This window comes from Olsenella sp. An188, from assembly GCF_002160255.1.
Classification (GTDB): domain Bacteria; phylum Actinomycetota; class Coriobacteriia; order Coriobacteriales; family Atopobiaceae; genus Thermophilibacter; species Thermophilibacter avistercoris.
On record NZ_NFKF01000001.1, the window covers coordinates 539948 to 563547 of the forward strand.

21 protein-coding genes and 1 pseudogene are annotated in these 23600 nt (G+C 68.8%); 11 read left to right on the top strand and 11 right to left on the bottom strand.

Annotated elements, in window-relative coordinates; all coding sequences use genetic code 11:
- The first annotated feature begins 20 nt into the window (after positions 1 to 20).
- The 9 genes and pseudogenes from B5F23_RS02385 (at position 21) to pflA (ending at position 13115) form a co-directional block, all read left to right on the top strand.
- On the top strand, positions 21 to 4550 hold the full coding sequence (locus B5F23_RS02385) for a SpaA isopeptide-forming pilin-related protein (protein WP_143786338.1): 4530 nt from the start codon (positions 21 to 23) through the stop codon (positions 4548 to 4550).
- A gap of 161 nt (positions 4551 to 4711) precedes the next feature.
- Positions 4712 to 4960 (top strand): annotated as a pseudogene (locus tag B5F23_RS02390) (type II toxin-antitoxin system HicB family antitoxin); the annotation flags it as partial.
- 143 nt (positions 4961 to 5103) lie between these two features.
- The gene (locus B5F23_RS02395; protein WP_087351262.1) at positions 5104 to 5499 is read left to right on the top strand and encodes a hypothetical protein; all 396 of its coding nucleotides are present in this window, start codon (positions 5104 to 5106) and stop codon (positions 5497 to 5499) included.
- Positions 5448 to 6086 carry a DedA family protein gene (locus B5F23_RS02400; protein ID WP_087351265.1) on the top strand — a complete coding sequence of 213 codons (639 nt, stop codon included), beginning with the start codon at positions 5448 to 5450 and terminating at the stop codon, positions 6084 to 6086. Before B5F23_RS02395 ends, B5F23_RS02400 begins: the two co-directional genes overlap by 52 nt.
- A gap of 218 nt (positions 6087 to 6304) precedes the next feature.
- Positions 6305 to 8791, top strand: a complete 2487-nt coding sequence (locus B5F23_RS02405; RefSeq protein WP_087351268.1) for a glycoside hydrolase family 3 C-terminal domain-containing protein — start codon at positions 6305 to 6307, stop codon at positions 8789 to 8791.
- A gap of 33 nt (positions 8792 to 8824) precedes the next feature.
- Positions 8825 to 9385: a GtrA family protein gene (locus B5F23_RS02410; RefSeq protein ID WP_087351270.1), complete on the top strand. Its 561-nt coding sequence runs from the start codon at positions 8825 to 8827 to the stop codon at positions 9383 to 9385.
- Between the two features lie 326 nt (positions 9386 to 9711).
- Positions 9712 to 11805 (top strand): formate C-acetyltransferase, encoded by a 2094-nt coding sequence (gene pflB / locus B5F23_RS02415; protein ID WP_087351273.1) that lies wholly within the window; start codon positions 9712 to 9714, stop codon positions 11803 to 11805.
- Between the two features lie 96 nt (positions 11806 to 11901).
- Positions 11902 to 12153: an autonomous glycyl radical cofactor GrcA3 gene (grcA3, locus tag B5F23_RS02420; RefSeq protein WP_087351276.1), complete on the top strand. Its 252-nt coding sequence runs from the start codon at positions 11902 to 11904 to the stop codon at positions 12151 to 12153.
- A 152-nt stretch (positions 12154 to 12305) separates the two neighbouring features.
- Complete coding sequence (gene pflA / locus B5F23_RS02425) at positions 12306 to 13115, top strand: pyruvate formate-lyase-activating protein (RefSeq protein ID WP_087351406.1); 810 nt, start codon at positions 12306 to 12308, stop codon at positions 13113 to 13115.
- A gap of 62 nt (positions 13116 to 13177) precedes the next feature.
- Here the strand turns inward: pflA and B5F23_RS02430 are convergent, their stop codons facing one another.
- Both B5F23_RS02430 and B5F23_RS02435 read right to left on the bottom strand, forming a co-directional pair.
- Positions 13178 to 14134 carry a hypothetical protein gene (locus tag B5F23_RS02430; RefSeq protein ID WP_087351279.1) on the bottom strand — a complete coding sequence of 319 codons (957 nt, stop codon included), beginning with the start codon at positions 14132 to 14134 and terminating at the stop codon, positions 13178 to 13180.
- Positions 14135 to 14240: 106 nt separating this feature from the next.
- Positions 14241 to 15269 carry a 3-deoxy-7-phosphoheptulonate synthase gene (locus tag B5F23_RS02435; protein ID WP_087351282.1) on the bottom strand — a complete coding sequence of 343 codons (1029 nt, stop codon included), beginning with the start codon at positions 15267 to 15269 and terminating at the stop codon, positions 14241 to 14243.
- 310 nt (positions 15270 to 15579) lie between these two features.
- Between B5F23_RS02435 and B5F23_RS02440 the strand changes: the two genes are divergently transcribed.
- A complete protein-coding gene (locus B5F23_RS02440) occupies positions 15580 to 17037 on the top strand; it encodes a C69 family dipeptidase (RefSeq protein WP_087351284.1) in 1458 nt (485 codons plus the stop codon).
- Positions 17038 to 17222: 185 nt separating this feature from the next.
- Here B5F23_RS02440 and B5F23_RS10015 read toward each other — a convergent pair whose 3' ends face one another.
- The 6 genes from B5F23_RS10015 to B5F23_RS02470 form a co-directional block, all read right to left on the bottom strand.
- Complete coding sequence (locus B5F23_RS10015) at positions 17223 to 17837, bottom strand: sugar O-acetyltransferase (RefSeq protein WP_087351287.1); 615 nt, start codon at positions 17835 to 17837, stop codon at positions 17223 to 17225.
- A gap of 79 nt (positions 17838 to 17916) precedes the next feature.
- Complete coding sequence (locus B5F23_RS02450; RefSeq protein ID WP_087351290.1) at positions 17917 to 18705, bottom strand: ADP-ribosylglycohydrolase family protein; 789 nt, start codon at positions 18703 to 18705, stop codon at positions 17917 to 17919.
- Positions 18689 to 19444 (bottom strand): MBL fold metallo-hydrolase, encoded by a 756-nt coding sequence (locus tag B5F23_RS02455; RefSeq protein WP_087351292.1) that lies wholly within the window; start codon positions 19442 to 19444, stop codon positions 18689 to 18691. Before B5F23_RS02455 ends, B5F23_RS02450 begins: the two co-directional genes overlap by 17 nt.
- A gap of 49 nt (positions 19445 to 19493) precedes the next feature.
- Positions 19494 to 19721 carry a hypothetical protein gene (locus B5F23_RS02460; RefSeq protein ID WP_087351295.1) on the bottom strand — a complete coding sequence of 76 codons (228 nt, stop codon included), beginning with the start codon at positions 19719 to 19721 and terminating at the stop codon, positions 19494 to 19496.
- Between the two features lie 48 nt (positions 19722 to 19769).
- Entirely contained in the window at positions 19770 to 20096 is a 327-nt protein-coding gene (locus tag B5F23_RS02465) for an HIRAN domain-containing protein (protein WP_087351298.1), read from the bottom strand.
- A gap of 219 nt (positions 20097 to 20315) precedes the next feature.
- Complete coding sequence (locus B5F23_RS02470; RefSeq protein WP_087351301.1) at positions 20316 to 21023, bottom strand: metallophosphoesterase family protein; 708 nt, start codon at positions 21021 to 21023, stop codon at positions 20316 to 20318.
- A 485-nt stretch (positions 21024 to 21508) separates the two neighbouring features.
- On the opposite strand from B5F23_RS02470, the gene B5F23_RS02475 reads away from it, so the two are divergent.
- Positions 21509 to 21961 carry a helix-turn-helix domain-containing protein gene (locus B5F23_RS02475; RefSeq protein ID WP_087351304.1) on the top strand — a complete coding sequence of 151 codons (453 nt, stop codon included), beginning with the start codon at positions 21509 to 21511 and terminating at the stop codon, positions 21959 to 21961.
- A 2-nt stretch (positions 21962 to 21963) separates the two neighbouring features.
- Here the strand turns inward: B5F23_RS02475 and B5F23_RS02480 are convergent, their stop codons facing one another.
- The 3 genes from B5F23_RS02480 to B5F23_RS09665 all read right to left on the bottom strand — a co-directional run.
- Complete coding sequence (locus tag B5F23_RS02480) at positions 21964 to 22332, bottom strand: YccF domain-containing protein (protein ID WP_241145772.1); 369 nt, start codon at positions 22330 to 22332, stop codon at positions 21964 to 21966.
- Positions 22333 to 22450: 118 nt separating this feature from the next.
- Positions 22451 to 23095 (bottom strand): vWA domain-containing protein, encoded by a 645-nt coding sequence (locus tag B5F23_RS02485; RefSeq protein WP_087351307.1) that lies wholly within the window; start codon positions 23093 to 23095, stop codon positions 22451 to 22453.
- Positions 23096 to 23199: 104 nt separating this feature from the next.
- The coding region (locus tag B5F23_RS09665) for a hypothetical protein (RefSeq protein ID WP_206392186.1) at positions 23200 to 23600 on the bottom strand (401 nt) is incomplete at its 5' end.

Here is a 23600-nt window from a genome sequence, read left to right on the forward strand (position 1 = left end):
CCAGACAGGAGGGAGAGGACATGAGAGAGACACGACCAGCGAGGCCCCGGAGGAGGGCGGGCACGGCGAGAAGGGCCTGGGCCGTGCTGCTCGCCCTAGCGCTTGCGCTCGGGCAGGCACTCGGAGTCGCGGGCAGGGCCGGAGCCGCGGCGGCGAGCCAGGGCACCATGACCGTCACGAGGGTGACCGACATCCAGGACTGGCCCGACATCAACGCACCGTTCAGGAACTTCCACTCCTTCGAGGCCTCCGGAGCGGGCGTCGTCGAGGCGACGGCCTACTGCGGGGACAAGACGATGGCGACGCCGGGGGCGGGCACGACCTTCTCGGGAGGCTACGCGCTGGGCAGCCCCCTGGTCGACTACATCCTCTACCACGGCTACTCCTCGACGCGCACCGAGGGGTACGGCTGCACGCCGGGCAAGTTCTACGTGGCGACGCAGTACGCGCTCTGGCTCGCGCTCCCCGACAAGGCGGGCAGCCACGCCGAGGTGCACGACGAGCTCACGAGGACCTACGCCGCGGTGCGCGACGCCGTCTCACAGATGCTCTCCGAGGCGCAGGCGTACGCCGACGCCGGGGGCGGCGGGCCCGAGGCCGGATGCGCCGTGTACTGGCCGAGCCCGGACGGCGTCCTGCAGGGCATGGTGACCAGGACCAACCCGACCGGCACGCTCGAGCTCGCCAAGACGAGCGCGCGGCCGGCGCTCTCGGGCGGAAACGACCTCTACGACCTCGCGGGCGCCGTCTACGGCGTCTACTCGAGCCCTGAGTGCGACGCAGCCTCCGAGGTGGTGCGCCTCACGACCGACGCGACGGGCCGCGCGGTCGCCGCGGGGCTCCCCGTGGGCACCTACCACGTGCGCGAGATCACCCCCGCGAGCGGCTTTGCGCTCGACTCCCAGACCCACGAGGTCCGCGTGGAGAGCGCCTCGACGACGCGCCTCGACGTGAGCGACGCCCCGCAGGCCGACCCCGTCACCGTGGTCATTGCCAAGGTCGACGCGGAGACCTCGGCCGGCACCGCCCAGGGCGACGCCACGCTCGCGGGCGCCGAGTTCACGGTCCGCTACTACGCGGGCTCCTACGGCTCCGCAGACGAGCTGCCCGGGCAGGCCACGCGCACCTGGGTCGTCGCCACAGGCGCGGACGGGACCGCCTCGCTTGACGCCAACCACCTCGTGAGCGGGGACGCCCTCTACACCAACTCGGCCGGTGACGTGGTCCTGCCGCTCGGCACCGTGACCGTCCAGGAGACCCGTGCGCCGCGCGGCTACCTCGTCACGGACACGTCGCTTCACCTGCAGCGGGTCACGTCCTCCGGCACGCTTGAGACCGTGGAGGCCTTTGTCGCGCCGGCCGTTGCCGACGAGGTGGTCCGCGGAGGCGTCTCCGTGCCCAAGATAGACCACGAGCTCGAGGAGGGCGTCGCCCAGGGAGACGCCACGCTCGCGGGCGCCGCCATCTCGATCGTGAACGCCTCGGCCGCCCCCGTGCTCGTGGACGGCGCCGAGCACGCCCCCGGCGAGGAGGTCATGACCATCGTGACCGGCGCTGACGGCACCGCCTCCACGGGGGCGGACGCCCTGCCCTATGGCACCTATCGACTCGGCGAGAAGAGCGCGCCCGAGGGCTACCGGCTCAACGCCACGTGGTCCGTCACCGTCTCCGTCCAGCAGGACGGCCAGGTGGTCCAGGCGCAGACGCTCGCCGACGAGGTCGTCCGCGGGGCGGCTCAGGTCGCCAAGGCAGACGCTGATCTGGGGGAGAGCAGCGCGCAGGGCGACGCCACGCTCTCCGGGGCAGAGATCTCCATCTACAACCGCTCCGAGTCCGCGGTACTCGTGAACGGCGTGCTCTACCAGCCCGGCGACGTCGTCGCGCGCATCGTGACGGACGCCTCCGGGCAGGCCGCGACCGAGCCGCGGGCGCTCCCCTTTGGCACCTACCAGGCACGCGAGACGGCCGCCCCGGCGGGCTACCTCGTGAACGAGGGCTGGTCCCAGACCTTCCAGGTCCGCGAGGACGGCCAGGTGGTTCGTCTTGAGGGGCTCTCCAACGCCGTGGCGCGGGGCGGGGTCGTGGCGCGCAAGGCAGACCTCGACTGGGGCGCCTCGAGCCCGCAGGGAGACGCCACGCTCGCGGGCGCCGAGCTCACGATCTACAACCAGAGCGCGGCTGCCGTCGTGGTGGGCGGCCACACCTACCAGGTGGGCGAGGCCGTGGCAACCGTCGCCACGGACGAGTCCGGCGAGGCGAGAAGCGCCGCGGACGCCCTGCCCTTTGGCACCTACGAGATTCGCGAGACCGCCGCGCCCGAGGGCTACCTCGTGAACGAGGGGTGGAGCCGCACCTTTGAGATCCGCTCCCACGGGCAGGTGGCCGACCTCACCTCCGAGACCGACGCCGTGGCCGACGACGTCATCCGCGGCGGGGCGGAGCTGCGCAAGGTAGACCGCGAGCTTCTGGGCGCGGGCGCCGAGGACGCCTCCCTGCCGCTGGGGGCGGCCACGCTCGCGGGCGCGCGCATCGAGATCGCCAACGCGTCCGAGCACGCCGTCGTGGTAGACGACGCCACCTTCGAGCCGGGCGAGGTCGTCCTCACGCTCGTGACCGACGAGCGGGGCTCCTGCGCCACCGAGGCAGACGCCCTGCCCTTTGGCACCTACGTGGCGCGCGAGACCGCAGCGCCCGAGGGCTACCTCGTGAACGACGGCTGGTCCCAGACCTTCCAGATTCGCGAGGACGGAGCCGTGACGGACCTCACGGCAGACAAGGACGCGGTCGACGACCAGGTCGTGCGCGGAGACCTCAGCTTCACCAAGGCCGAGGAGGGCACGCAGCGCCGCATGGCCAACGTGGCCTTCCGCCTGACGAGCCAGACGACCGGGGAGTGGCACCTGCTCGTCTCGGACGAGAACGGCATGGTGGACACGAGCGCTTCCTGGAACGGTCGCGAGAGCGGCGTCAACGAGAGCGACGCCGCCCTGCGCGAGGACGGAACCGTCGACGAGACGCTGCTCAGGGCAGCCTCCGGCATATGGTTCTCCGGCCGCACGGACACACGGACCAGCCCCGCGGACAACCTGGGCGCCCTCCCCTACGACACCTACCTCCTCGAGGAGCTCCCCTGCGCCGCCAACGAGGGACACCGCCTCGTCTCGACGCTCGTGACCATAAGCCGCGACGGCGTGAACCTCGACCTGGGAACCCTGGACGACGAGACCCTCCCCGAGCCCGAGCCCCCGGCCGCGGCCACGACCCAGCTCTCCGACGCGACGGCCGACCACGACGCCCCGAGCTACGCCGACTCGACCGTCACCGACACGGTCAGCCTGACGAACCTCTCCGTCGGGGAATCCTACGAGGTGCGCGGGACCCTACGCACCGTGGAGGGCGGCGAGGACGGCGAGAAGGTCGTCGGGCAGGTGCGTGACACCGGGCAGACCTCGTTCGTCGCGGACAATACGAGCATGGAGGTCCAGATCTCCTTTGACCTCGACGCCGACGCCCTCGCCGGGAAGACCGTGAACGCGGCAGAGGAGCTGCTGTGCGAAGGCGAGGTCGTGGCGTCCCACGACGACCTCTCAGACGAGGGCCAGTCCGTGCATCTGCCGAGCGTCACGACTTCGGCTCACGACGACGAGACCGGCAGCCGCGCGAGCGCGGAGACGGGGGCGCGGACCCTGGTCGACACCGTCCGCCTCGAGAACCTCCTCGTGGGAGAGACCTACGTGCTGCGCTCTTCCGCGCACGCGCGGAACGTGGCCGAGGACGGCAGCACCTCCGACGGCGGCGTGCTTCCCTCCCCGGGAGGCGGCGAGGCGACGGCGGAGCGCGAGTTCGTGGCCAACGCGCAGAACATGGAGGTGACGGTGGAGATAGACTACGACGCCTCCGCGCTCGAGGGGCGAGACGTCGTGGCCTTTGAGGAGCTCAGGCGCTCGGGCGTTCTTCTCGCCGTGCACGCGGACGTGGACGACGCCGAGCAGACGCTGCGCGTGCCCTCGGTGGAGACGCAGGCCACGGCCGACGCGACCGGGACGCGGGAGCTGCCCGCCGAGGCGGGCCAGGTCGTGACCGACCTGGCGCACGTGGCGAACCTCGTTGAGGGCGAGACCTACGAGCTCACCGCCACGCTGCACCTCAAGGGGCGCGACGAGGGCGGCCGCGTCGTCGACCTGGGCGAGCTGACGGACGCCGCAGGCGAGCCGCTCACGGCCACCACGACCTTCGTGGCGCAGGCGGGAGAGGCGGACGTCGAGCTCTCCCTGCCCGTGGACGCCGAGGCCCTGGCCGGGGAGGAGGTCGTCTTCTTCGAGCGGCTCTCCTCGCGCGGCGTGACGCTCGCCCTCCACGCGGACATAAACGACGCCGACCAGACGCTCGCCGTGCCCGCACCGGACGAGCCGGCCGCACCCGAGGAGCCTGCGGCCCCCACCGGAGGCGTGCCGGCCACGGGCGAGGCGGCAGGGATCGCGGCTTCGGTTGCCCTCGCGGGACTCGCGGTCGCGGGCGTGGGCGCGCTGCTCGCGGCCAGGCGCCGCTAGCCGGCCTGGCGCGGGGTCGGGACGCCCTCGGGGGCGCCCGGCCCCGCGGGCCAACATCACACGCGCAGCCGGCTGGCTGAGCGCACGCAGAGAGGGGCGGCGATGAAGGGGTTCATGTACCAGGTCGTGCTCTCGCCTGACGAGGGGGTGCCTGGCAGGTCAGCGTCCCCGATCTGCCAGGCTGCTTAACCTGCGGAGACTCCCGCGAGGAGGCCCTGCTCATGGCTGCGGACGCCATGCGGACCTACGTGGCAGCGCTTCTCGCCGACAAGCGGCCCATCCCGGAGAGCACCACGAGACCCTGCCCGCCTGGCGCACAGGACTGCATGGTCTTCTTTGAGACGAACGCGGAGTACCTCACGGAGAACGCTCCCGCGGGGGCAGCCCAGCAGCAAAGCGCACTGGCGTAGCCCCACGGGCCGCCGAGCTCGAGGGCGCCGACAAGTTCCGCGCGGAGGACATCGACGACGGCCACCCCGGCCCCTACAACGACTTCAACGGCATCACCTCCAAGTACGGAGCTCACTTCATCCTGCGCATCGACAAGATCCTCATGAAGGAGCGCTACTACGACGCCGTCGTGAACGGCGTCACCAAGTCGAGCTTCCCGCCCGTGCCGGTTGACTACGGCTACCGCGACTCCACCAACTTCTGGTACACGCGCTTCCCGCGCCTCGCCAAGCCCATCGCCGAGCCCATCCCCGCGGCCAAGGAGGTGGACATCGACTCCATCCGCTACGCCGCCAACCGCGCGGACGACACGGTCAAGTTCATCGACGACGCGCTCAAGAACTTCGTCAAGGTGCCGCAAACTTCTGTGCAATCGCTGGTTTTTGTCGCCCGCCGCCCCGGGACGGCGATAATTGACGGGCCCCGCTGCCAAGACGAAGGAGCCCCATGGAGGCTGCGTTCTTTGACTTCATCAACCAGTTTGGCTACCTCGCGGTAGCCGGCCTCATCCTCTTCGAGAACATCTTCCCGCCCATCCCGAGCGAGCTCATCCTGCCCCTCTCGGGCTTCTTCACCACCACGACGGACATGACGCTGCCGATCACCATCGTCGCGGCCACCGTCGGCTCGGTCGTCGGCGCCTTCCTCCTCTACGGCATCGGGCGCCTGCTCTCGCGCGAGCGCCTCATGCGCTTCTTCGCCACGCGCCCGATGCGCCTGCTCGGCTTCAAGCCCGACGACGTCGCGAGCGCCGTGGACTGGTTCGACCGCAAGGGTCAGATCACCGTCCTCATCTGCCGCTGCGTCCCCATCGTGCGCAGCCTCATCTCCATCCCCGCCGGAACGGCCAAGATGAACCCCGCTCGCTTCGCGCTCTACACCCTCGTCGGCTCCGCCGTCTGGAACACGGTGCTCGTGTCCCTCGGCGCGGCCGCCGGCAGCGCCTGGGCCACCGTCTCCGCCCAGGCCGAGTGGATCTCCGACGTGGTGAAGTACGTCATCTACGCGATCATCGCCGTCATCGTCATCTTCTGGGTCGTCAAGCGCATCGTCCCCGCGATCAGGGAGCAGCGCGCCGAGCACTAGCCCCTCGGGCGACCCCCGCGCAGCTTGCGCCGCATAACCGACCGCTCGTGCCACGCAGGCACCACTCGGCGCCCCCCGGGCTATTCTCGGAGCCGGGGCGCTCCCCCTGCGCGCGTGCCAATCGTGTCCGCATACGGGCCGATTGTGTCAGCGTCGCCGGGGCCTGCCGCCCGCACCGTATCATCAGGGCGAAGACAAGGCCCCAAGAAGGAGCGCAGATGAGACACGCCGACCTTATTGAGAAGATGTCGCTCGCGGAGAAGTGCGCCATGCTCCAGGGAGCGACCACCTTCGGAACCCAGCCCATCGAGCGGCTGGGCATCCCGTCCGTCGAGTTCTCCGACGGACCCTCCGGCGTCCGCCACCAGGCGGGCGCGGCGGACCACCTCGGGCTCAACGCCTCCGAGCCCGCCACCTGCTTCCCCACCGCGGTCACGATGGCGAGCAGCTGGGACGTCGAGCTCGAGGAGCGCGTCGGCGCCGCCATGGGCGAGGAGGCCGTCTCGCAGGGCGTGGGCACGCTGCTCGGCCCCGGCCTGTGCATCAAGCGCAACCCGCTGTGCGGGCGCAACTTCGAGTACTTCTCGGAGGACCCGTACCTCACGGGCAAGATGGCCGCGGCCGCCGTGCGCGGCATCCAGTCCGCGGGCATCGGCGCCTGCCCCAAGCACTTTGCCGTCAACAGCCAGGAGATGCGCCGCCAGGCCTCCGACTCCGTCCTCGACGAGCGCACCCTGCGCGAGATCTACCTCACGGGCTTCGAGGAGGTCGTGCGCGAGTCCGCGCCCAAGACCATCATGACCTCCTACAACCTCGTGAACGGCACCTACGCCAACGAGAACCCCCACCTGCTCAAGGACATCCTGCGCGACGAGTGGGGCTTCGACGGCGCCGTCGTGACCGACTGGGGCGGTTCCAACGACCACGTCGCCGGCGTGGCGTCCGGCTCCACCTACGAGATGCCCAACCCCGGCCTCGGCTCGGCGCGCGAGCTCATGGACGCCGTCGCCGCGGGCACGCTCTCCGAGCACGACATCGACGAGCGCGTCGACGAGGCCATCGAGCTCGCCCTCTCCGTGGGCCCGGCCGTCGCCGCCGCCCCGAGCATCTTCGACGTCGACGCCCACCACGCGCTGGCCCGCGAGGCCGCAGCCGCGGGATGCGTGCTGCTCAAGAACGAGGACTCGCTGCTGCCGCTGCCGGCGCACGCCAAGGTCGCCCTCATCGGTGACTTCGCCAAGACCCCGCGCTACCAGGGCGCGGGCTCCTCCGCCGTCAACTGCACGCGCGTCGACAGCCTGCTCGACCTCATCGGCGAGACGGACCTCGACCTCGTGGGCTACGAGCCCGGCTTCGACCGCAACGGCGGCGAGAACGCCTCCCGCCGCTCCGCCGCGCTCGACCTCGCCCGCCGCGCCGACGTGATCCTGCTCTGCCTCGGCCTCACCGAGATCCAGGAGTCCGAGGGTGCCGACCGGCTCACCATGCGCCTGAACGACAACCAGGTCGAGCTCGCCCACGCCGTCGCCGAGGTCAACCCCAACGTCGTGGTCCTTCTCTCCGCCGGCTCGTGCGTCGAGACCGACTGGATGGCCGACGCCCGCGCCGTGCTCTACTGCGCGCTCGGGGGCCAGGCCGGCGCCGGCGCCGCCCTCGACGTGGTGCGCGGCCTCGTCTGCCCCTCCGGCAAGCTGACCGAGACCTGGCCGGTGCGCCTCTCCGACGTGCCCTCCTCGGCCAACTTCCCCTCCGAGGACAGGAACGCCGAGTACCGCGAGGGAATCTACGTCGGCTACCGCTACTTCCAGACCGCGCACGTCCCCGTTGCCCTGCCGTTTGGCTTTGGCCTCTCCTACACGAGCTTCTCCTACTCCGAGCTCGAGGCGTCGGCCGAGGGCGTCACCTTCACGCTCACCAACGAGGGCACCTGCGCCGGCGCCGAGGTCGCCCAGCTCTACGTGGCCAAGCCCGACCACGAGGTCTTCCGCTCCGAGCAGGAGCTCAAGGGCTTCGCCAAGGTCTACCTCGAGCCCGGCGAGAGCCGTCGCGTGAGCATCCCGCTCGACGAGTCCTCCTTCCGCTACTTCAACGTCAAGACCAACTCCTGGGAGGTCGAGGGCGGCACCTACGAGCTGCGCGTCGGCGCCTCCTCCGAGGACGTCCGCCTCACCGCCTCCGTCACGCTCGACGGCACCGGCGCCCCCAACCCCTACGAGGGCGTCGACGTGGCCCCGTACGAGGTCGCCAACGTCCTCAAGGTCGACGACGGGCACTTCTCGGCGCTTCTCGGCCACCCCATCCCCGACGGCCGCGCGCGGATCGAGCGCAACGTGTGCTTCCGCGACCTCAACCACGGGCGCTCGCTCATCTTCTGGATCGTCTGGGTGGTCCTGCGCACGCTCAAGAACTCCGCCGACCGCAAGGGCCAGCCCAACCTCAACGTCCTGTTCATCTGGAACATGCCGCTGCGCGCCATCGGCAAGATGACCAACGGCATGGCGGACATGGGCGTCGTCGACGCGCTCGTCCGCGAGGTCAAGGGCTTTGGCTGGGGAGGCGTCGTCCTGTTCGCGCTCGCGCTGCTGCTGAACTGTGGCGTCGGGATCGCCATCCTGCTCTGGGTGCTGTGGATCCTCGTCCCCATCCTGCTCGCCTTCGTCATGAACCTCGTCAAGAACGGGCAGACCCGGCGCCTGCTGGGCTAGGCCGTCCCCGCACACGAACCAAGGAGCAAGCACATGAACTTCTGGAACAACTTCGCCGAGAAGCACCCCAAGGCAGCCACGTGGATCCGTGAGGGCGGCCTGTTCGTCATCGTCTCCAACGTGATCACCGTCTTCAAGTACCTCATGCTCACGTTCCTGCCGGCGGCCTTCGCCTTCCTCGGCGACGCCTCCTTCGGCTGGCCGGGCATCCCGGTGACGCTGTTCGGGGAGACCTTCCAGTGGAACATCCTGGGCTACGACCAGGCGCACGGCGGACTCGCCTACTTCTGCGCCTACATGGTCGCCATGGTGATCGGCGAGTGCATCAACTTCCCGATCCAACGCAGCTTCGTCTTCCGCTCCAAGGGCAAGGTCGGCCCGCAGATTGCCTGGTACCTGGTGGCGTTCATCATCATCACCTGCATCGTGAACTCCATCAACTGCGTGTGGGTCGCCGTCGCCGGCATGTTCGTCCCCGACTGGATCTACAACATCGGCACGACGGTCCTGAACGGCGGCATCTCGATGGTCGTCTTCTTCTTCGTGAACAAGAAGATCTTCCCCGAGGGCGAGGCCAAGGCGGCCGAGAAGTAGCGCCCGGACCTCAAGCGAGAAGCGCCTCTCGAGGGGGCGGGCCGGCGGCTGTCCGGCCCGCCCCCTCGCCTTGTGCGCGCCTCCTCCCCAGCCGCCGCGAGCGGTCGGGTTTTCTCGGTGAACGGTCATCCATTTTGCTCGAGAAAAAAGCATCAACCACAAGGAGTATGTCATGTGGTCGTGATGCGACACAATATGTTGTGTTGTTTGCATTACGACAACGTAAGTTAACTTTTCAGCCTCACGAAGGGGCCGAAACTCTGGTACGTTGGAGCGTGCCGTTACCCTACGGCCAACATAACGACGAGCAACAAGGAGCGTGACCAGTGAGTCAGGAAGCATGGCAGGGATTCGTCGGCGGTAACTGGGAGCACGAGATCGACGTCCGCGACTTCATCCAGAAGAACTACACCCCCTATGACGGCGACGAGTCCTTCCTCGCCGGCCCCACCGAGAGCACCAAGACGCTCTGGGACGAGGTCATGGGCCTCTTTGCCAAGGAGCGCGAGGCCGGCGGCGTCCTGGACATGGACACCGACCTCGTCTCCACGATCGTCTCCCACCCCGCCGGCTACATCGACCAGCCGCTCGAGAAGATCGTGGGCCTGCAGACCGAGAAGCCCCTCAAGCGCGCCCTCATGGTCAACGGCGGCATCCGCATGGCCGTGGCCGCCTGCAAGCAGAACGGCTACGAGGTCGACCCCGAGATCGTCAACATCTACACCAACTACCGCAAGACGCACAACGCCGGCGTCTTTGACGTCTACACGCCCGAGATGCGCGCGTGCCGTCACAGCCACATCATCACCGGCCTGCCCGACGCCTACGGCCGTGGCCGCATCATCGGCGACTACCGCCGCGTGGCCCTCTACGGCGTCGACCGCCTCATCGAGGAGAAGAAGGCCGAGCACGCTGGCACCCAGAAGACCATGAACGAGGCCACGATCCGTCACCGCGAGGAGCTCGCGGAGCAGATCCGCGCCCTCCAGGAGCTCAAGCAGCTCGGCAAGATCTACGGCATCGACATCTCCGGCCCGGCCAAGACCTTCCAGGAGGCCGTGCAGTGGCTCTACTTCGGCTACCTCGCCGCGGTCAAGGAGCAGAACGGCGCCGCCATGTCCATCGGCCGCAACTCCACCTTCCTGGACATCTACGCCGAGCGCGACCTCAAGGCCGGCATCATCACCGAGGCCGAGGCGCAGGAGATCATCGACCACCTGGTCATGAAGCTGCGCATGGTCAAGTTCGCCCGCACCCCCGAGTACAACGAGCTGTTCTCCGGCGACCCGCAGTGGGTCACCGAGTCGCTCGGCGGCATGGGCGTCGACGGCCGCTCCATGGTCACCAAGACCGCCTTCCGCTACCTGCACACCCTCGAGAACATGGGCACCAGCCCCGAGCCCAACCTCACGGTGCTCTGGTCCACGCGCCTTCCCGAGGCCTTCAAGCGCTACTGCGCCAAGATCTCCATCACCACGAGCTCCATCCAGTACGAGAACGACGACCTCATGCGCGTCTACCACGGCGACGACTACGCCATCGCGTGCTGCGTCTCCTCGATGCGCATCGGCAAGGAGATGCAGTTCTTCGGCGCCCGCGCCAACCTCGCCAAGTGCCTGCTCTACGCCATCAACGGCGGCCGTGACGAGAAGACCGGAGAGCAGGTCGGCCCGAAGTTCCGCCCGGTCGAGGGCGACTACCTCGACTACGACGACGTGGTCGAGAAGTTCCGTGACATGATGGGCTGGCTCGCCGGCGTCTATGTCAACGCGCTCAACATCATCCACTACATGCACGACAAGTACTGCTACGAGCGCCTGCAGATGGCCCTGCACGACGAGCACGTGCACCGCTGGTTCGCCACGGGCATCGCCGGCCTCTCCGTCGTGGCCGACTCGCTCTCCGCGATCAAGTACGCCAAGGTCAAGGTCGTCCGCGACGAGACCGGCCTCGTGACCGACTACCAGGTCGAGGGCGACTTCCCCAAGTACGGCAACGACGACGACCGCGTCGACCAGATCGCCCACGACGTCGTCGAGGTCTTCATGAAGTTCGTGCGCGAGACCGACACCTACCGCAACTCGGTGCCCACGACCTCCATCCTCACGATCACCTCGAACGTGGTCTACGGCAACGCCACCGGCAACACGCCCGACGGCCGTCGCGCCGGCGAGCCCTTCGCCCCCGGCGCCAACCCGATGCACCGCCGCGACACCCACGGCGCCGTGGCGTCGCTCGCCTCCGTCGCCAAGCTCCCGTTCAAGGACGCCCAGGACGGCATCTCCAACACGTTCTCCATCGTGCCCAACGCGCTCGGCAAGGAGGGCGAGGTCATGTTCGGCGAGCTCGACCTCGACGCCCTGGGCGTTGACGTGGACATCCAGATCGAGAACCCCGCGCCCGACTGCGGCTGCTGCTAGCGACCCCAAGTGACTCAGAGGGGGCCGTCCCCTTCTGAGTCAGACGACCCAAGCGCGGGGAGGGACGCCCCTCCCCGCATCGAGAAAGGAACCGACATGACCACCGCCACCGTTGCTCCCGAGCAGGTCGACAACCTCGTCAACATGATCGACGGCTACGTCGAGGAGGGCGGCCACCACCTCAACGTCAACGTCTTCACCAAGGAGACGCTGCTTGACGCCCAGGCCCACCCCGAGAAGTACCCGCAGCTCACCATCCGCGTCTCCGGCTACGCCGTGAAGTTCAACTCCCTCACCAAGAAGCAGCAGGACGACGTCATCTCCCGCACGTTCCACGAGTCGATGTAGCGTCAACCTGACCTGTTAGTCGGGCCCGCCCGGCGTTCGCACGCAAAGTGCTTCGCGCGTAGCGCTCAGAAACTTTGCTTAGCGAATGCCGGGTGGGCTGTTTCAGCCGAGGGGTCGTTACAGGACGGGAGTGGAACGTGGCGGATGTGACGATGGGTACCGAGGGAGTGGCCCGTGACGGGGACGTCGTGGGGAGGGTGCACTCGATCGAGACGTTCGGGACGGTGGACGGCCCCGGGACGCGCCTGGTGGTCTTCTGCCAGGGCTGCCCGATGCGCTGCCTCTACTGCCACAACCCCGACACCTGGGAGTTCTGCCGCGCAGACGGCTCCGGCCCCGGCACGAGCGTGAGCGTCGCCGAGATTCTCGAGAAGTTCGAGCGCAACCGCCCCTTCTACCGGCGAGGTGGCATCACGGTCACGGGTGGCGAGCCGATGGCGCAGCCCGACTTCGTGGCCGCGCTCTTCCGCGCCGCACACGCCGCGCCCGCCGGGCGCATCCACACCTGCCTGGACACGAGCGGCGCCACGTTCTCCGCCGCCGGAGCCGCGCGCTTCTCGGCGCTGCTCGACGAGTGCGACCTCGTGCTTCTCGACATCAAGACGTCGGACGCGGAGGGGCATGAGCGGCTCTGCGGGCTGCCCGCGAGCCACGCCCGCGAGCTCGGGGACGAGCTGGCGCGCCGGAACGTCCCCACGGTGATCCGCCACGTCGTGGTCCCCGGGATCACGGACGGCGAGGATGAGGTCGCCGAGGTGGGCCGCATCATCGGCGACTGGGACAACGTCGTGGGGCTCGACCTGCTCCCCTACCACACGCTCGGCCGCGCCAAGTACCAGAACCTCGGCATCGAGTACCCCCTCGAGGGGGTGAAGGCGATGGAGCCCGCGCGCGCCAAGGAGCTGCGGCGCGTGGCGCTTCTCGCCCGTGCGAAAAGGCGGGCGGAGCGCGGGGCCAGATAGACGGCGGAGGGGCCGGACAGCCAGCGCGGCTGCCCGGCCCCTCGTCCTTCTCTGCCGCCCTGCTAGGCGGCGGGCGTGAAGGTGTAGCTCGCGGCCTCCTCGCCGCTCGTGGAGAGCTGGCGGCCCTCGAGCGTGATGCTGCTCACCGAGAGCACGTCCACGCCCTCCGGGAGCGCGTAGGACGTCGAGCCGTCCGTGCGCGCGCTCTGCATCAGGCTCGAGCCGGCGGAGGGGTCGCTCGCGTCAAAGACGACCATGTCGGTCCCGTCTGCGAGATGCAGGGTCACGAGGTCGTCGACGAACTGGCCGGACTCCGTGTCGACGCTCGTGCTGAGCGCGAGCCCGAGCGGGCCGAGCGTCGCCGTGGCGGCGTCACCGTCCGTGAAGTGGCGAGCCCCGAGGACCTTGGACGGCACCACGAGCTCGGTCGAGGCCGTGCCGGAGCCGCCTCCCGTGGCGTTCTCGTCATGCCAGAGCAGCTGCCAGCTGAGTCCGCCGACGACCTCGTCGGTCGAGCGGGCGTCGAAGTAGATGGTCCCGGTGAGCGCGTCATCCGTGGAGGCGTCGGCGTCGTAGGTGCAGACCAGGTTGGGACGCCCGTCGGTCGCGGTGCGCATCTGCAGGTCGTCGAGGCCCGCGTCCGTGCCGAGCGCAAGCCTGCCGTCATCTCCGCGCAGGGCGGCGACGGGCCCGCGCAGCGTGTACGCGGCCCTGCCGAAGCCGCCCTCGTCCACGACCAGCGTGTCAATCGTCAGCGTGTAGCCGTCAGCACCCACCGCCGTGCCCACCTCCTCGGTCGCCGCGGAAACGTCGGTCGGGTCGACGAGCTCGGGGGCGGAGGCCGGCGCGTCGCCCTGCTGGCCCACGGCGTCGTCGGCCGGCTGCTCGGCCGCCGGCTGGTCAGCGCCCTCCTGCTGCACGCCGCACCCCGTGAGCGCAACCGTCGCGCCTGACGTGGCGATCAGCGCCGTTGCGGCGAGCGCCCCGAACCGGAGCCATCCCCTAGATGCCCTTGCCACCGCACCCTCCCTCGGACGGGGCCCGCGGCCCGACTTCCCGGACACCCCTATCGTACCCCTTGCGGACACGGCCCGAGGATCTTCTCGCCAGGCGTGCGTGCGCCGCCTACGAGCGCTCCGCGATCTCCAGCACCAGACGCTCGGTCTTCTCCCAGCCGATGCAGGCGTCGGTGATGGACTGGCCGTACGTTCCGCCGCCCACGGGCTGGTTGCCGTCCACGAGGTAGGACTCGACCATGAAGCCGCGCACGAGGCGCCCGATGGCGTCCGAGCGGCGCACCGAGTCCATGACCTCGTGGCAGATCCTGATCTGCTGGAACGGGCGCTTGCCGGAGTTGTCGTGGTTGCAGTCGATGACGACGGCGGGGTTCTCGAAGCTCGCCAAGGTGTACTTCTCTGCCAGGCGCTCAAGGTACTCGTAGTGGTAGTTGGGGTAGTTGATGCCGTCCAGGCCCACGTAGCCGCGCAGCACCGCGTGCGCGAGCGGATTGCCCGTCGTCGAGACCTCCCAGTTGCGGAAGATGAAGGTCTGCGGCTGCTGGGCGGCGTAGATCGAGTTGAGCATGACGTCGGTCGAGCCGCCCGTTGGGTTCTTCATGCCCACCGGCATGGGCACGCCGGAGGCGACGAGGCGGTGCTCCTGGTTCTCGACGGAGCGCGCGCCGACCGCGATGTAGGCCAGCAGGTCGATGAGGTACTGGTAGTTGGTGGGGTAGAGCATCTCGTCGGCGGTGAAGAGGCCCGTCTCCTCCACCACGCGCAGGTGCATGTGGCGAATTGCCTTGACGCCCTCGAGCAGGTCGTCGCCGGCCTCGGGGTTGGGGTTGTGCAGCAGGCCCTTGTAGCCGATGCCCTTGGTGCGCGGCTTGTTGGTGTAGACTCGCGGAACCACGACGAGCTTGTCCGAGACCCGCTCGGCCAGGGCGGCGAGGCGCGTCGCGTAGTCAAGCACGGAGTCCTCGCGGTCGGCGGAGCATGGGCCGATGATGAGCAGGCGCCGGGGGTCCTCGCCGGAGAGCACCGCGGCCACGCGCGCGTCAAACTCCTCCTTGCGCCGAGCCATCTCGTCCGAGAGCGGCATCTCGGCACGGATGTCCTTGGGGATGGGCAGAAGGCGCTTGAACTTCATTGACATGCAGGTTTCCTCCGTCTTACTCGCTGGCGTGCCCGTATAGTATCGCGCGGGGCCGGCCGGGACAACGTCGTGGGTTGGTAGGACTTATTCACGTAACGCAGGGACGACGGACCCCGCGCCCGCGTCACCGACGCATGGCCTCGCGTGCAATTTGCGCCTTCAGTCCATGAGAGCGCGGTGCGCGTGCGCAGTTTGGCCCCTCGTTTCATGGATCGAAGGGGCCAATTGCACAGCGGGGGCACCCGGGTCTGCGCGGCAAGCGGCCGCAAGCGCTACCATGGGACGGACCGGCAACGCACAAGGAGGCACCATGCCCTGCACAACCATTCTCGTAGGCAAGAAGGCGAGCTACGACGGCTCCACGATCGTGGCTCGCAACGAGGACTCGTCCAACGGGGAGTTCTGCCCCAAGCGCTTCGCGGCGCGCCCCGCGCCCGCGGCGGGCTCCGTGTACCGCAGCGTGATCTCCCACCTCGAGATTGAGCTCCCGGATGGTGGCGTCCGCTACACCGCCATGCCCAACGCGGACCTCAAGGAGGGGCTCTGGGAGGAGGCGGGCTTCTCCGCGCACAACGTCGGGATGAGCGCCACGGAGACCATCACCTCCAACGAGCGCGTGCTCGCCGCCGACCCGCTCGTGCGCTACGACGAGAAGACCGGCACGCCCGGAGGCATCGGCGAGGAGGACATGGTCACGCTCGTGCTGCCGTACATGACGAGCGCCCGCGACGGAGTGCTGCGCCTCGGTGCGCTGCTCGAGCGCTACGGCACCTACGAGATGAACGGCATCGCCTTCTCGGACGCGGACGAGATCTGGTGGATGGAGACCGTCGGCGGTCACCACTGGATCGCGCGCCGCGTGCCCGACGACTGCTACGTCACGATGCCCAACCAGCTCGGCATCGACGACTTCGACCTTGACGACGCCTTCGGCGAGCAGGAGGAGAGCCTCTGCTCGGCCGACCTGCGCGAGTGGATGGCCGCTCACCACCTCGACCTGACGATCGGCGTCCGCGGCGGCCACTTCAACCCACGCGAGGCCTTCGGCAGCCACTCGGACTCCGACCACGTCTACAACACGCCGCGCGCCTGGGCCATGCAGCGCTTCCTCAACCCGCACGCGGGCCCCTGGGACAGCGCCGCGCCGGCTGACGACTTTGGCCCCGAGAGCGACTTCCTCCCCTGGTGTCGCGAGCCGGAGCGCAAGGTCACGATCGAGGACGTCAAGTACGCGCTCTCCCTGCACTACCAGGGTACGCCCTACGACCCCTACGGGACGGCCGGCAGCGAGTCGACCCGCGGAAGGTACCGCCCCATCGGCATCAACCGCAACAGCCAGCTCGCCGTGCTGCAGCTGCGGCCCGACGTCGCTCCCGAGCGCGCAGCACTGCAGTGGGTTGCCTACGGCTCCAACGCCTTCAACGCGCTCGTGCCCCTCTATGCCAACGTCGAGCAGACGCCGGCCTACCTCGAGGACACGACCACCCGCGTGACCAGCGAGAACTTCTACTGGGCCAACCGCCTCGTCGCCGCGCTCGCAGACGCCGCCTACGGCGCGTGCCTGCCGCACGTGGAGCGCTACCAGGAGGCGCTCACGAGCCGCTGCGTCGCGCTGGTGCTTGAGTGCGACGAGAAGAACGGCGACCTCGCAGCCTGCAACCAGGCGATCGCCGACGAGTGCCGCCGCCAGACGGACGAGCTGCTCGACAAGGTCCTCTACGAGGCGAGCATGCGCATGAGAAACGGCTTCTCCCGCAGCGACAACTAGCGGGGGCGCGATTCCATCGCACGAGGAGGCGTCCCGTCGGCCCGACACACCGGACCGACGGGACGCCTTCTCTGCAGGCTCTTCTCGGCCGGTGCTAGACCGTCATGCCGCCGTCGACGGCCAGGACCTCGCCGGTCAACGTGATTCGGCAGGCGCATGCAGGCTGACAGGGGCATCCGCGGCTGCTACCGGCCCTCGGCGGCGGCGCGCTCCACCTGTGCGAGCCGCTTCACGAGGTCGTCCTCCCCCACCTCGCGAATCACCCGGCACGGAACGCCCGCCGCGATCACGCCCGCGGGGACGTCCCGCGTGACGACGCTCCCCGCGCCTATCACGCTCCCGTCGCCGATGGTGACGCCGCCGCAGACGGTCACGTTGGCCCCCAGCCAGACGTTGTCGCCGAGCGTGATGGGCGCGGAGGTCTGGATCCCCTCCGAGCGCTGGGCGGGGTGCACGGCATGTCCGGCGCAGGCGAGCACGCACCCCGGGGCGATGAAGGTGCCCACGCCCACGTGGATGGGCGAGGTGTCCAGGAACGCGCAGTTGTAGTTGACGAGCGCGAATCCGTGAAAGTGGATGTTGAAGCCGTAGTCGCAGCGAAACGTCGGCTTGACCGTGGCGCGCGGGTGCCACGTCCCGAAGAGCTCCCCCAGGATGGCGGCGCGCCCCTCGAGGTCGGTCGGGTCGAGCTGGTTGAAGCGCCAGCACAGCCTCTGGGCGCGCGGCTGCAGGTCATTGGGCATGTCGAGGTAGCTCACGGCGTAGGGTGCGTCGGAGCGCATGAGGTCGAGCGCGGTCATACGGGTCCAATCGTCGGGCTCGGGCGGGGTGCCGGGTAGTCGGGCATGATTGTCGCACGTCAGAACGGCCGCGACCGCCCTAGAAAAGGCAGCGCTCGATGATGTCCCTGCCACGCAGGGCCCCCATCCATGCGGCCGGGATGGCGTCCGCCCCGTACACGATGCCGGCGAGCGCCCCGGCCACCGCCGCCGTGGTGTCCGTGTCGTCCCCGAGGTTGACCGCGCGCAGCACGCACTCCTCGTAGGACTCCGAGACCGCAAGGCACCAGAGCGCGGCGCAGTACGTGTCCCGCACGAAGCCCCCGGAGCGGATATCCTTCTCGCTAGCGGCGAGAAGGACCTCGTGGTCCGGGATGGCCTCCTCCGGCGAGGCGCCGGCCGCGAGCGCGCGCATCACGCGCACCATCTCCACGCAGGTCTCGGTTGAGACGGGGTGCGCGTGCGTGACGGCCGAGACCGCGCGGACCTCGTCGTCCGTGGCGTCCGTGAAGGCGAGCGGCGCGATGCGCATGAGCGAGCCGTTGCCGTTGTCGCGCTCGCCCGCGCAGCCCGTGCCGGCGGCGAGCGCGCGGGCCGTGGTGTTGCCGTAGTCAAAGACCACGCCGTCGATGGCGTAGGCGCCGTCGTCGATCCAGGCGCGAAACCGGGAGAGCATATCCGCCGTGTCCACGCGCCCGCAGGCGCGAATGCTGTCGCAGGTGGCGAGCGTCATGCTCGTGTCGTCCGACCAGGTTCCGGCCGGCTGGTCGTGCGTGCCGTGGCCGACCATCCCCGTGCAGGCGAGGCTCCCCCGCGGGCGAAACTCGTACGGCACGCCAAGCGCGTCACCCACAGCAAGGCCGTAGATTGCGTCACGAAGCGTTGGCATGCGCTCCTCCCTCCCCCGGGGCCACCTGCAGCAGCTCGCGTAGGTATCCGACGAACTCGTCCGGACCCTCCGGCGGGCAGTGGCCGATGACGAAGGTCTCTGGTGTCGGGTCCAGGCCCTCTATCGTGGCGAGAAGTGCACGCAGCCGCGCGGGGTCGAGGTAGCAGACGGACGGGTCGTCGCCGGAGTCGTAGTCCTCGCAGAAGCAGTCGCCCACGAAGAGGATGCGCTCCTCGGGGACGTAGACGAGCGTAGAGTCGTTGGTGTGGGGCGCGTCCGTGGCGATCAGGCGGGCCGTCACGCCGCCGAGGTCGATCGCGAGCTCGCCCTCAAACTCTATGTCGGCGGTCACGACGACGGGGTCCTCCCCGGGCGGGAACTCCTCGGCAAAGCCCTGGGCCGAGCGGATGTCAGCGCGGCGCGGGTCATCCGGGTCCGAGAGGATCCCGCGCGCCTCGAGCAGGTGCTCGTTCGTCTCTTTCCGGGCGACCGTGAGGCCGGCGACGGCGCTCATGCCAAAGCTGTGGTCCCAGTGCCAGTGCGTGAGCGCGGTGAGGTCGGGCAGCGGGAGGCCCGCCGAGACGAGCCCGCGGTAGAGGTCCGCGACGTGGCGCGGCGAGTAGCCCGCGTCGACGGCGAGCGCGAGGCGGTCCCCACGCACGAGCGCCAGCACGGGACGGTCAAGCTCCTCGACGTGCGGGAGATAGGATATGCGCTCCGACAGGCGAACGAGCGGCATGGCGCCTCCTTGCGTACTTGCCCGAAGTGGCAGAAACCCCGGGGCGGCTCTAAAGAAGCAGGTCGTAGCTTCCCTGGTCGATGTTGAACCTCATGTTGCCGACGGTCTGCTCAAGACCGAACGAGCCGTTGGGCCGGATGACGCTTTGTATGCCGCCGGGCGAGGGAAGGATCTGCGTCATCTGCCCCGTCGCGAGGTCAAAGCGCATGGTGCCGATCTGATGCTCGAGGTGCGTCGCGCCGTCGGAGCCGATCACGCAGCGAAAGCCGGTGTCCATGGGACCCTCCCGTTCTTCTCGCCTTCCCAGCCGTACGCCGACCGGGCCTCAGCGAGCGTCCGTCACGAAGACGCCGACGCGCACCTGCTTCCAGGGCGCGGCCTCCGGGTCCACCTGCAGCACACGCACCTCGAACGCCGCGGCGTGCCCGTAGAAGCACATCACCGAGAGCACGGCGTTCTCGTCCGATGGAACGTAACCGAGCTTGGTCCCATGGTAGCGCAGCGCAACTGCCTCGGAATCGTGCGGGTTGTCCGGCTCCGGGACAAGCTCGAGCAGCGTGCCCGCCTTGAGCTCCCCGAGCACCAGCGCACCATCCCAGAACTGGAACCCCGCGACGTTGAACGACATCAGCTGACGTGACGGCTCGTACATGTTGGCTCCCCTCTCTCGACTTGAGGGGAGTGTACAAGGGCAACCGGACAATAATTCAAGAGTCATACCGCGGCCAGCTTGTGCGATGAGGGCGTCCATCGAACCTCGCTGTCAGATGAATTGATGAATCAGCCCGGCGAAGCGAGGGAAGCCCTCTCAAATCCGGAGCAGATTCCGGATTTGAGAGGGCTTTCACTTGGCGCATGGGCCACGCCGTCCCTACCCCACCCGAACGATGTCGCGGTAGATCAGGCAATGTCGCTCGTCGAGCCGTTCGTCGGCGTGGTAGTGGCCGAAGTACCACTGGCGATAGCTCAACCGGTCCTCGAGCGCGTCAAACCACTCGTTGAGGCGGTCACGGCCCTCGCGGCCGCCACCAACGCCCGCCGCGCCGAGCGCCGCGGGCAGCATGCGGCTCGAGCAGCAGTGGGAGACCACCAGGTCCACGTCCCAGCCCACGGCGTCCAGGTTCTTCTCGCCACGCTCGAGTTCTTCGAAGCTGGGCAGCTCCTCGGGAAACCAGCTCCAGCCCTCCACGCGCCACTCCTTGTCGTGACTGGAAGCTCCGCCCATGGCAAAGACGCGCAGGTCACCCAGCTGATAGACCTCGCCGCGCATGAGGTGGACGATGCTCGGCCACTCGGGGTAGACCTGCACGCGCCCGCCCCAGCGCTCGGTCACGGGCAGGTCGGCCAGGTACGGGAAGCACTCGTGGTTGCCGTCGACGAAGAGCGTGGTCCACGGGCGCCCGGCGAGCCAGTCCAGCCAGTAGCGCTCCTCGTTGGAGCCGTCCCACGGCATGCCGAAGTCGCCGCACACGACGAGCAGGTCGTCGCGCGTGAGGCCCTTGCCCTCGGGCCACCTGCGACCGGAGAGCTTGCCGATGTCGATGCTGCCGTGCACGTCTCCGGTTACCCATACGGACATGTGACCCCCTTTACCTGCGACGCTATCTCATTTTCGCATGAGGGCGGGACCGAGGGAACTGCGAGGACACGTCAGGACGCCCTCGAGCTGCGGTTGCTTGGGCACCCGCCGTCTGCCCGCCCATGCCGCCCGGCTACCGACAAAAGCTGCAACCAGATGTCCTTCTCGCCCCGCCTAGCTGCGGACGCAGATTCGTGGAAGCCATCGGGAAGACAAGTGAAAGCCCGCCCGTGTTCGCTTCACCCGCATCAAAGCAAGTTTTCCTTCATCCTTCCGTCAGATAGAAAGTATTAATATGGTTAAGAGAAAAGAGGTCATCGATCTACTCAGGAAAGCTGGACTCCATCCCACGGGCGGGACAAGGCACGAGCACTGGACGGATGGGACCCACTTCACGCAAGTCCCGCGCCACCGCGAAATAAGCAACCAGCTATTCGAGAAGATCAAGCGACAGGCGGGGGTCAAATGACGGGAACGGGGCTGCCATGTTTGTTCTAGCTGAGTTCGAGCTGTTTGAGGATGAGGGCATGGTCCTCGCCCTTCCCTTTGAGCTCGAGGGAGGGACCGAGGGCTACGACTTCCAGGACGCCGCGGCCATGGCGGCGGACTGGCTTCGCGCAGAGGCAGAGCACTGGCTCATGAGCGGCACGGAGCCACCCAAGCTGGGACTAAGCCACGCCTCTCGGCACGGGGGGCAGGTCGTCATCATCGGCGTGAGCGTCTCCCTGGAGGCGATCGACACCGTCACCGCAAGCGAGGCGGCGGAGCTCCTTGGCGTGAGCAGGCCTCGCATCACGCAGATGATCAAGGCGGGTAGGCTCGAGGGCTACACGAAGGGGCACGCCACCTTCGTCACACGGGCAAGCGTCGAGGCTCGACTCGTCGAGCGCCCGCGCCCCGGCAGGCCACGCAGGCGGCGGGCGGCAACGGAAGGCTAGCCCTACCGCACCTCGGCGCCGAAGGGCCACAGGGTGAGCTTGGCCATCTTGAAGAGCTGCAGGCCAAACGGGATCCCGACGACGGTCACGCAGTACAGCACGCCCTCTGCCAGGTAGCACAGCGCGGACCACCAGCCGCCCAGTATCAGCCAGACAACGTTCGCCGCCACCGACGGGGCACCGCCGCCGTAGACGATCTCCTTGCCAAACGGCGCCAGGGTCAGGCTCGCCATCTTGAACGCCTGCCGCCCTATGGGGATCCCTATGATCGTGACGTAGCAGAGCACGCCCACGATAAGAAAACCGAGCGCCGTCAGCCAGCCGCCGGTGAGAATCCAGATCAGGTTGAACAGCACGCTCAGACAGCCCATGGCCACCTCCCGCCAGACGAGTCGGACGCAAGAAGTGTACCCACACAAACGGCGAGAAGAACCCGCGGGCAGCAGGTTCTTCTCGCCGGCGCTACCTGGCGGCCTTGGCCTTGCGCGCCTACCGCCTCCGTGCCCGCACGTCCGCGTCGAGCCCCGCGCGCCACGCGTCGCCCATCGCGGCGTTGGGCGGGCACGCGAGCACCTCGGCCACCGCGGACGCCACGGCATCGTAGAGCACCCCGGTCCCGCGGCCGTCCGCCACGTAGTCGGCCGCGCGCTCGGGCGCGATGCCCAGGCTCGCCGCCTCCGCCGCCGCGTCGATGTTGGCCCCGATGAACAGGAACTCCCAGTCCCTCTGCCGACGCTCCTCGATCATGCGCTTGACCTGCGGGTACGTGTAGCGACGACTCGCGTTCTCCTGGCCGTCGGTGGTGATGACGAAGAGCACCCGGTCCGCCTCGTAGCCCTTGGGCTGCACGCTCTGGACCAGGTCAACGTGCCTGATGGCACCGCCCACGGCGTCGAGAAGCGCCGTGCACCCGCAGCACTCGTAGTCGCGCCTCGTGAGCCGCGGCACCTCGCGGATGTCGAGCCGGTCGTGCAGGACGCGCGAGCCGTCGGAGAAGAGCACCGTGGACACCACCGCCTCCCCCGGCTCCTCCCGGTTCTTCTCGATGAGGCTGTTGAAACCGCCGACCGTGTCTGCCTCGAGCCCCGCCATCGAACCGCTCGCGTCCAGGATGAAGACGATCTCCGTGCGCATTGCTGCCCCCCTTGTCGCAGCCAACCTGACGACATCGAGGCTACGCGGAGACGCCGGCGCGGAGGTAAACCGCCGGGCGACATCTGGCGCGCGGGGCGCCGATCCTACTGCGAGCCGAGCAGCGGCTGGTCAAAGGCGAAGAGCGCCTCGTTCACGGCCATGACGTCGTGGACGCCGCGCGCGAGGTAGAACTCGACGATCACGTCGAACTTGCTGCTGCGCGAGAGCGTGAGCCCGGCGTGGGCGAGAAGCTCCTGCGTCTGCGGCAGCGTGAGGCCGAGCGCGAGCGCCAGCGCCAGCGCCGTGGGCTTGCTCGGCCGGTAGTCGGGCTTGGAGCGGATCTTGGAGAAGAGCTGGCGGCTGAGGTTTGCCCGGCGATAGACCTGGGCGTCGGTGAAGCCGCGCTCGTCGATCAGCGCGAGCAGCGCCTCCGAGAAGGACGCATCCAGGTGCTCCAGGCGCTCGGCGAGCTCGTCGGGCGCGGCCGGGGCACTGGGGGTTGGGG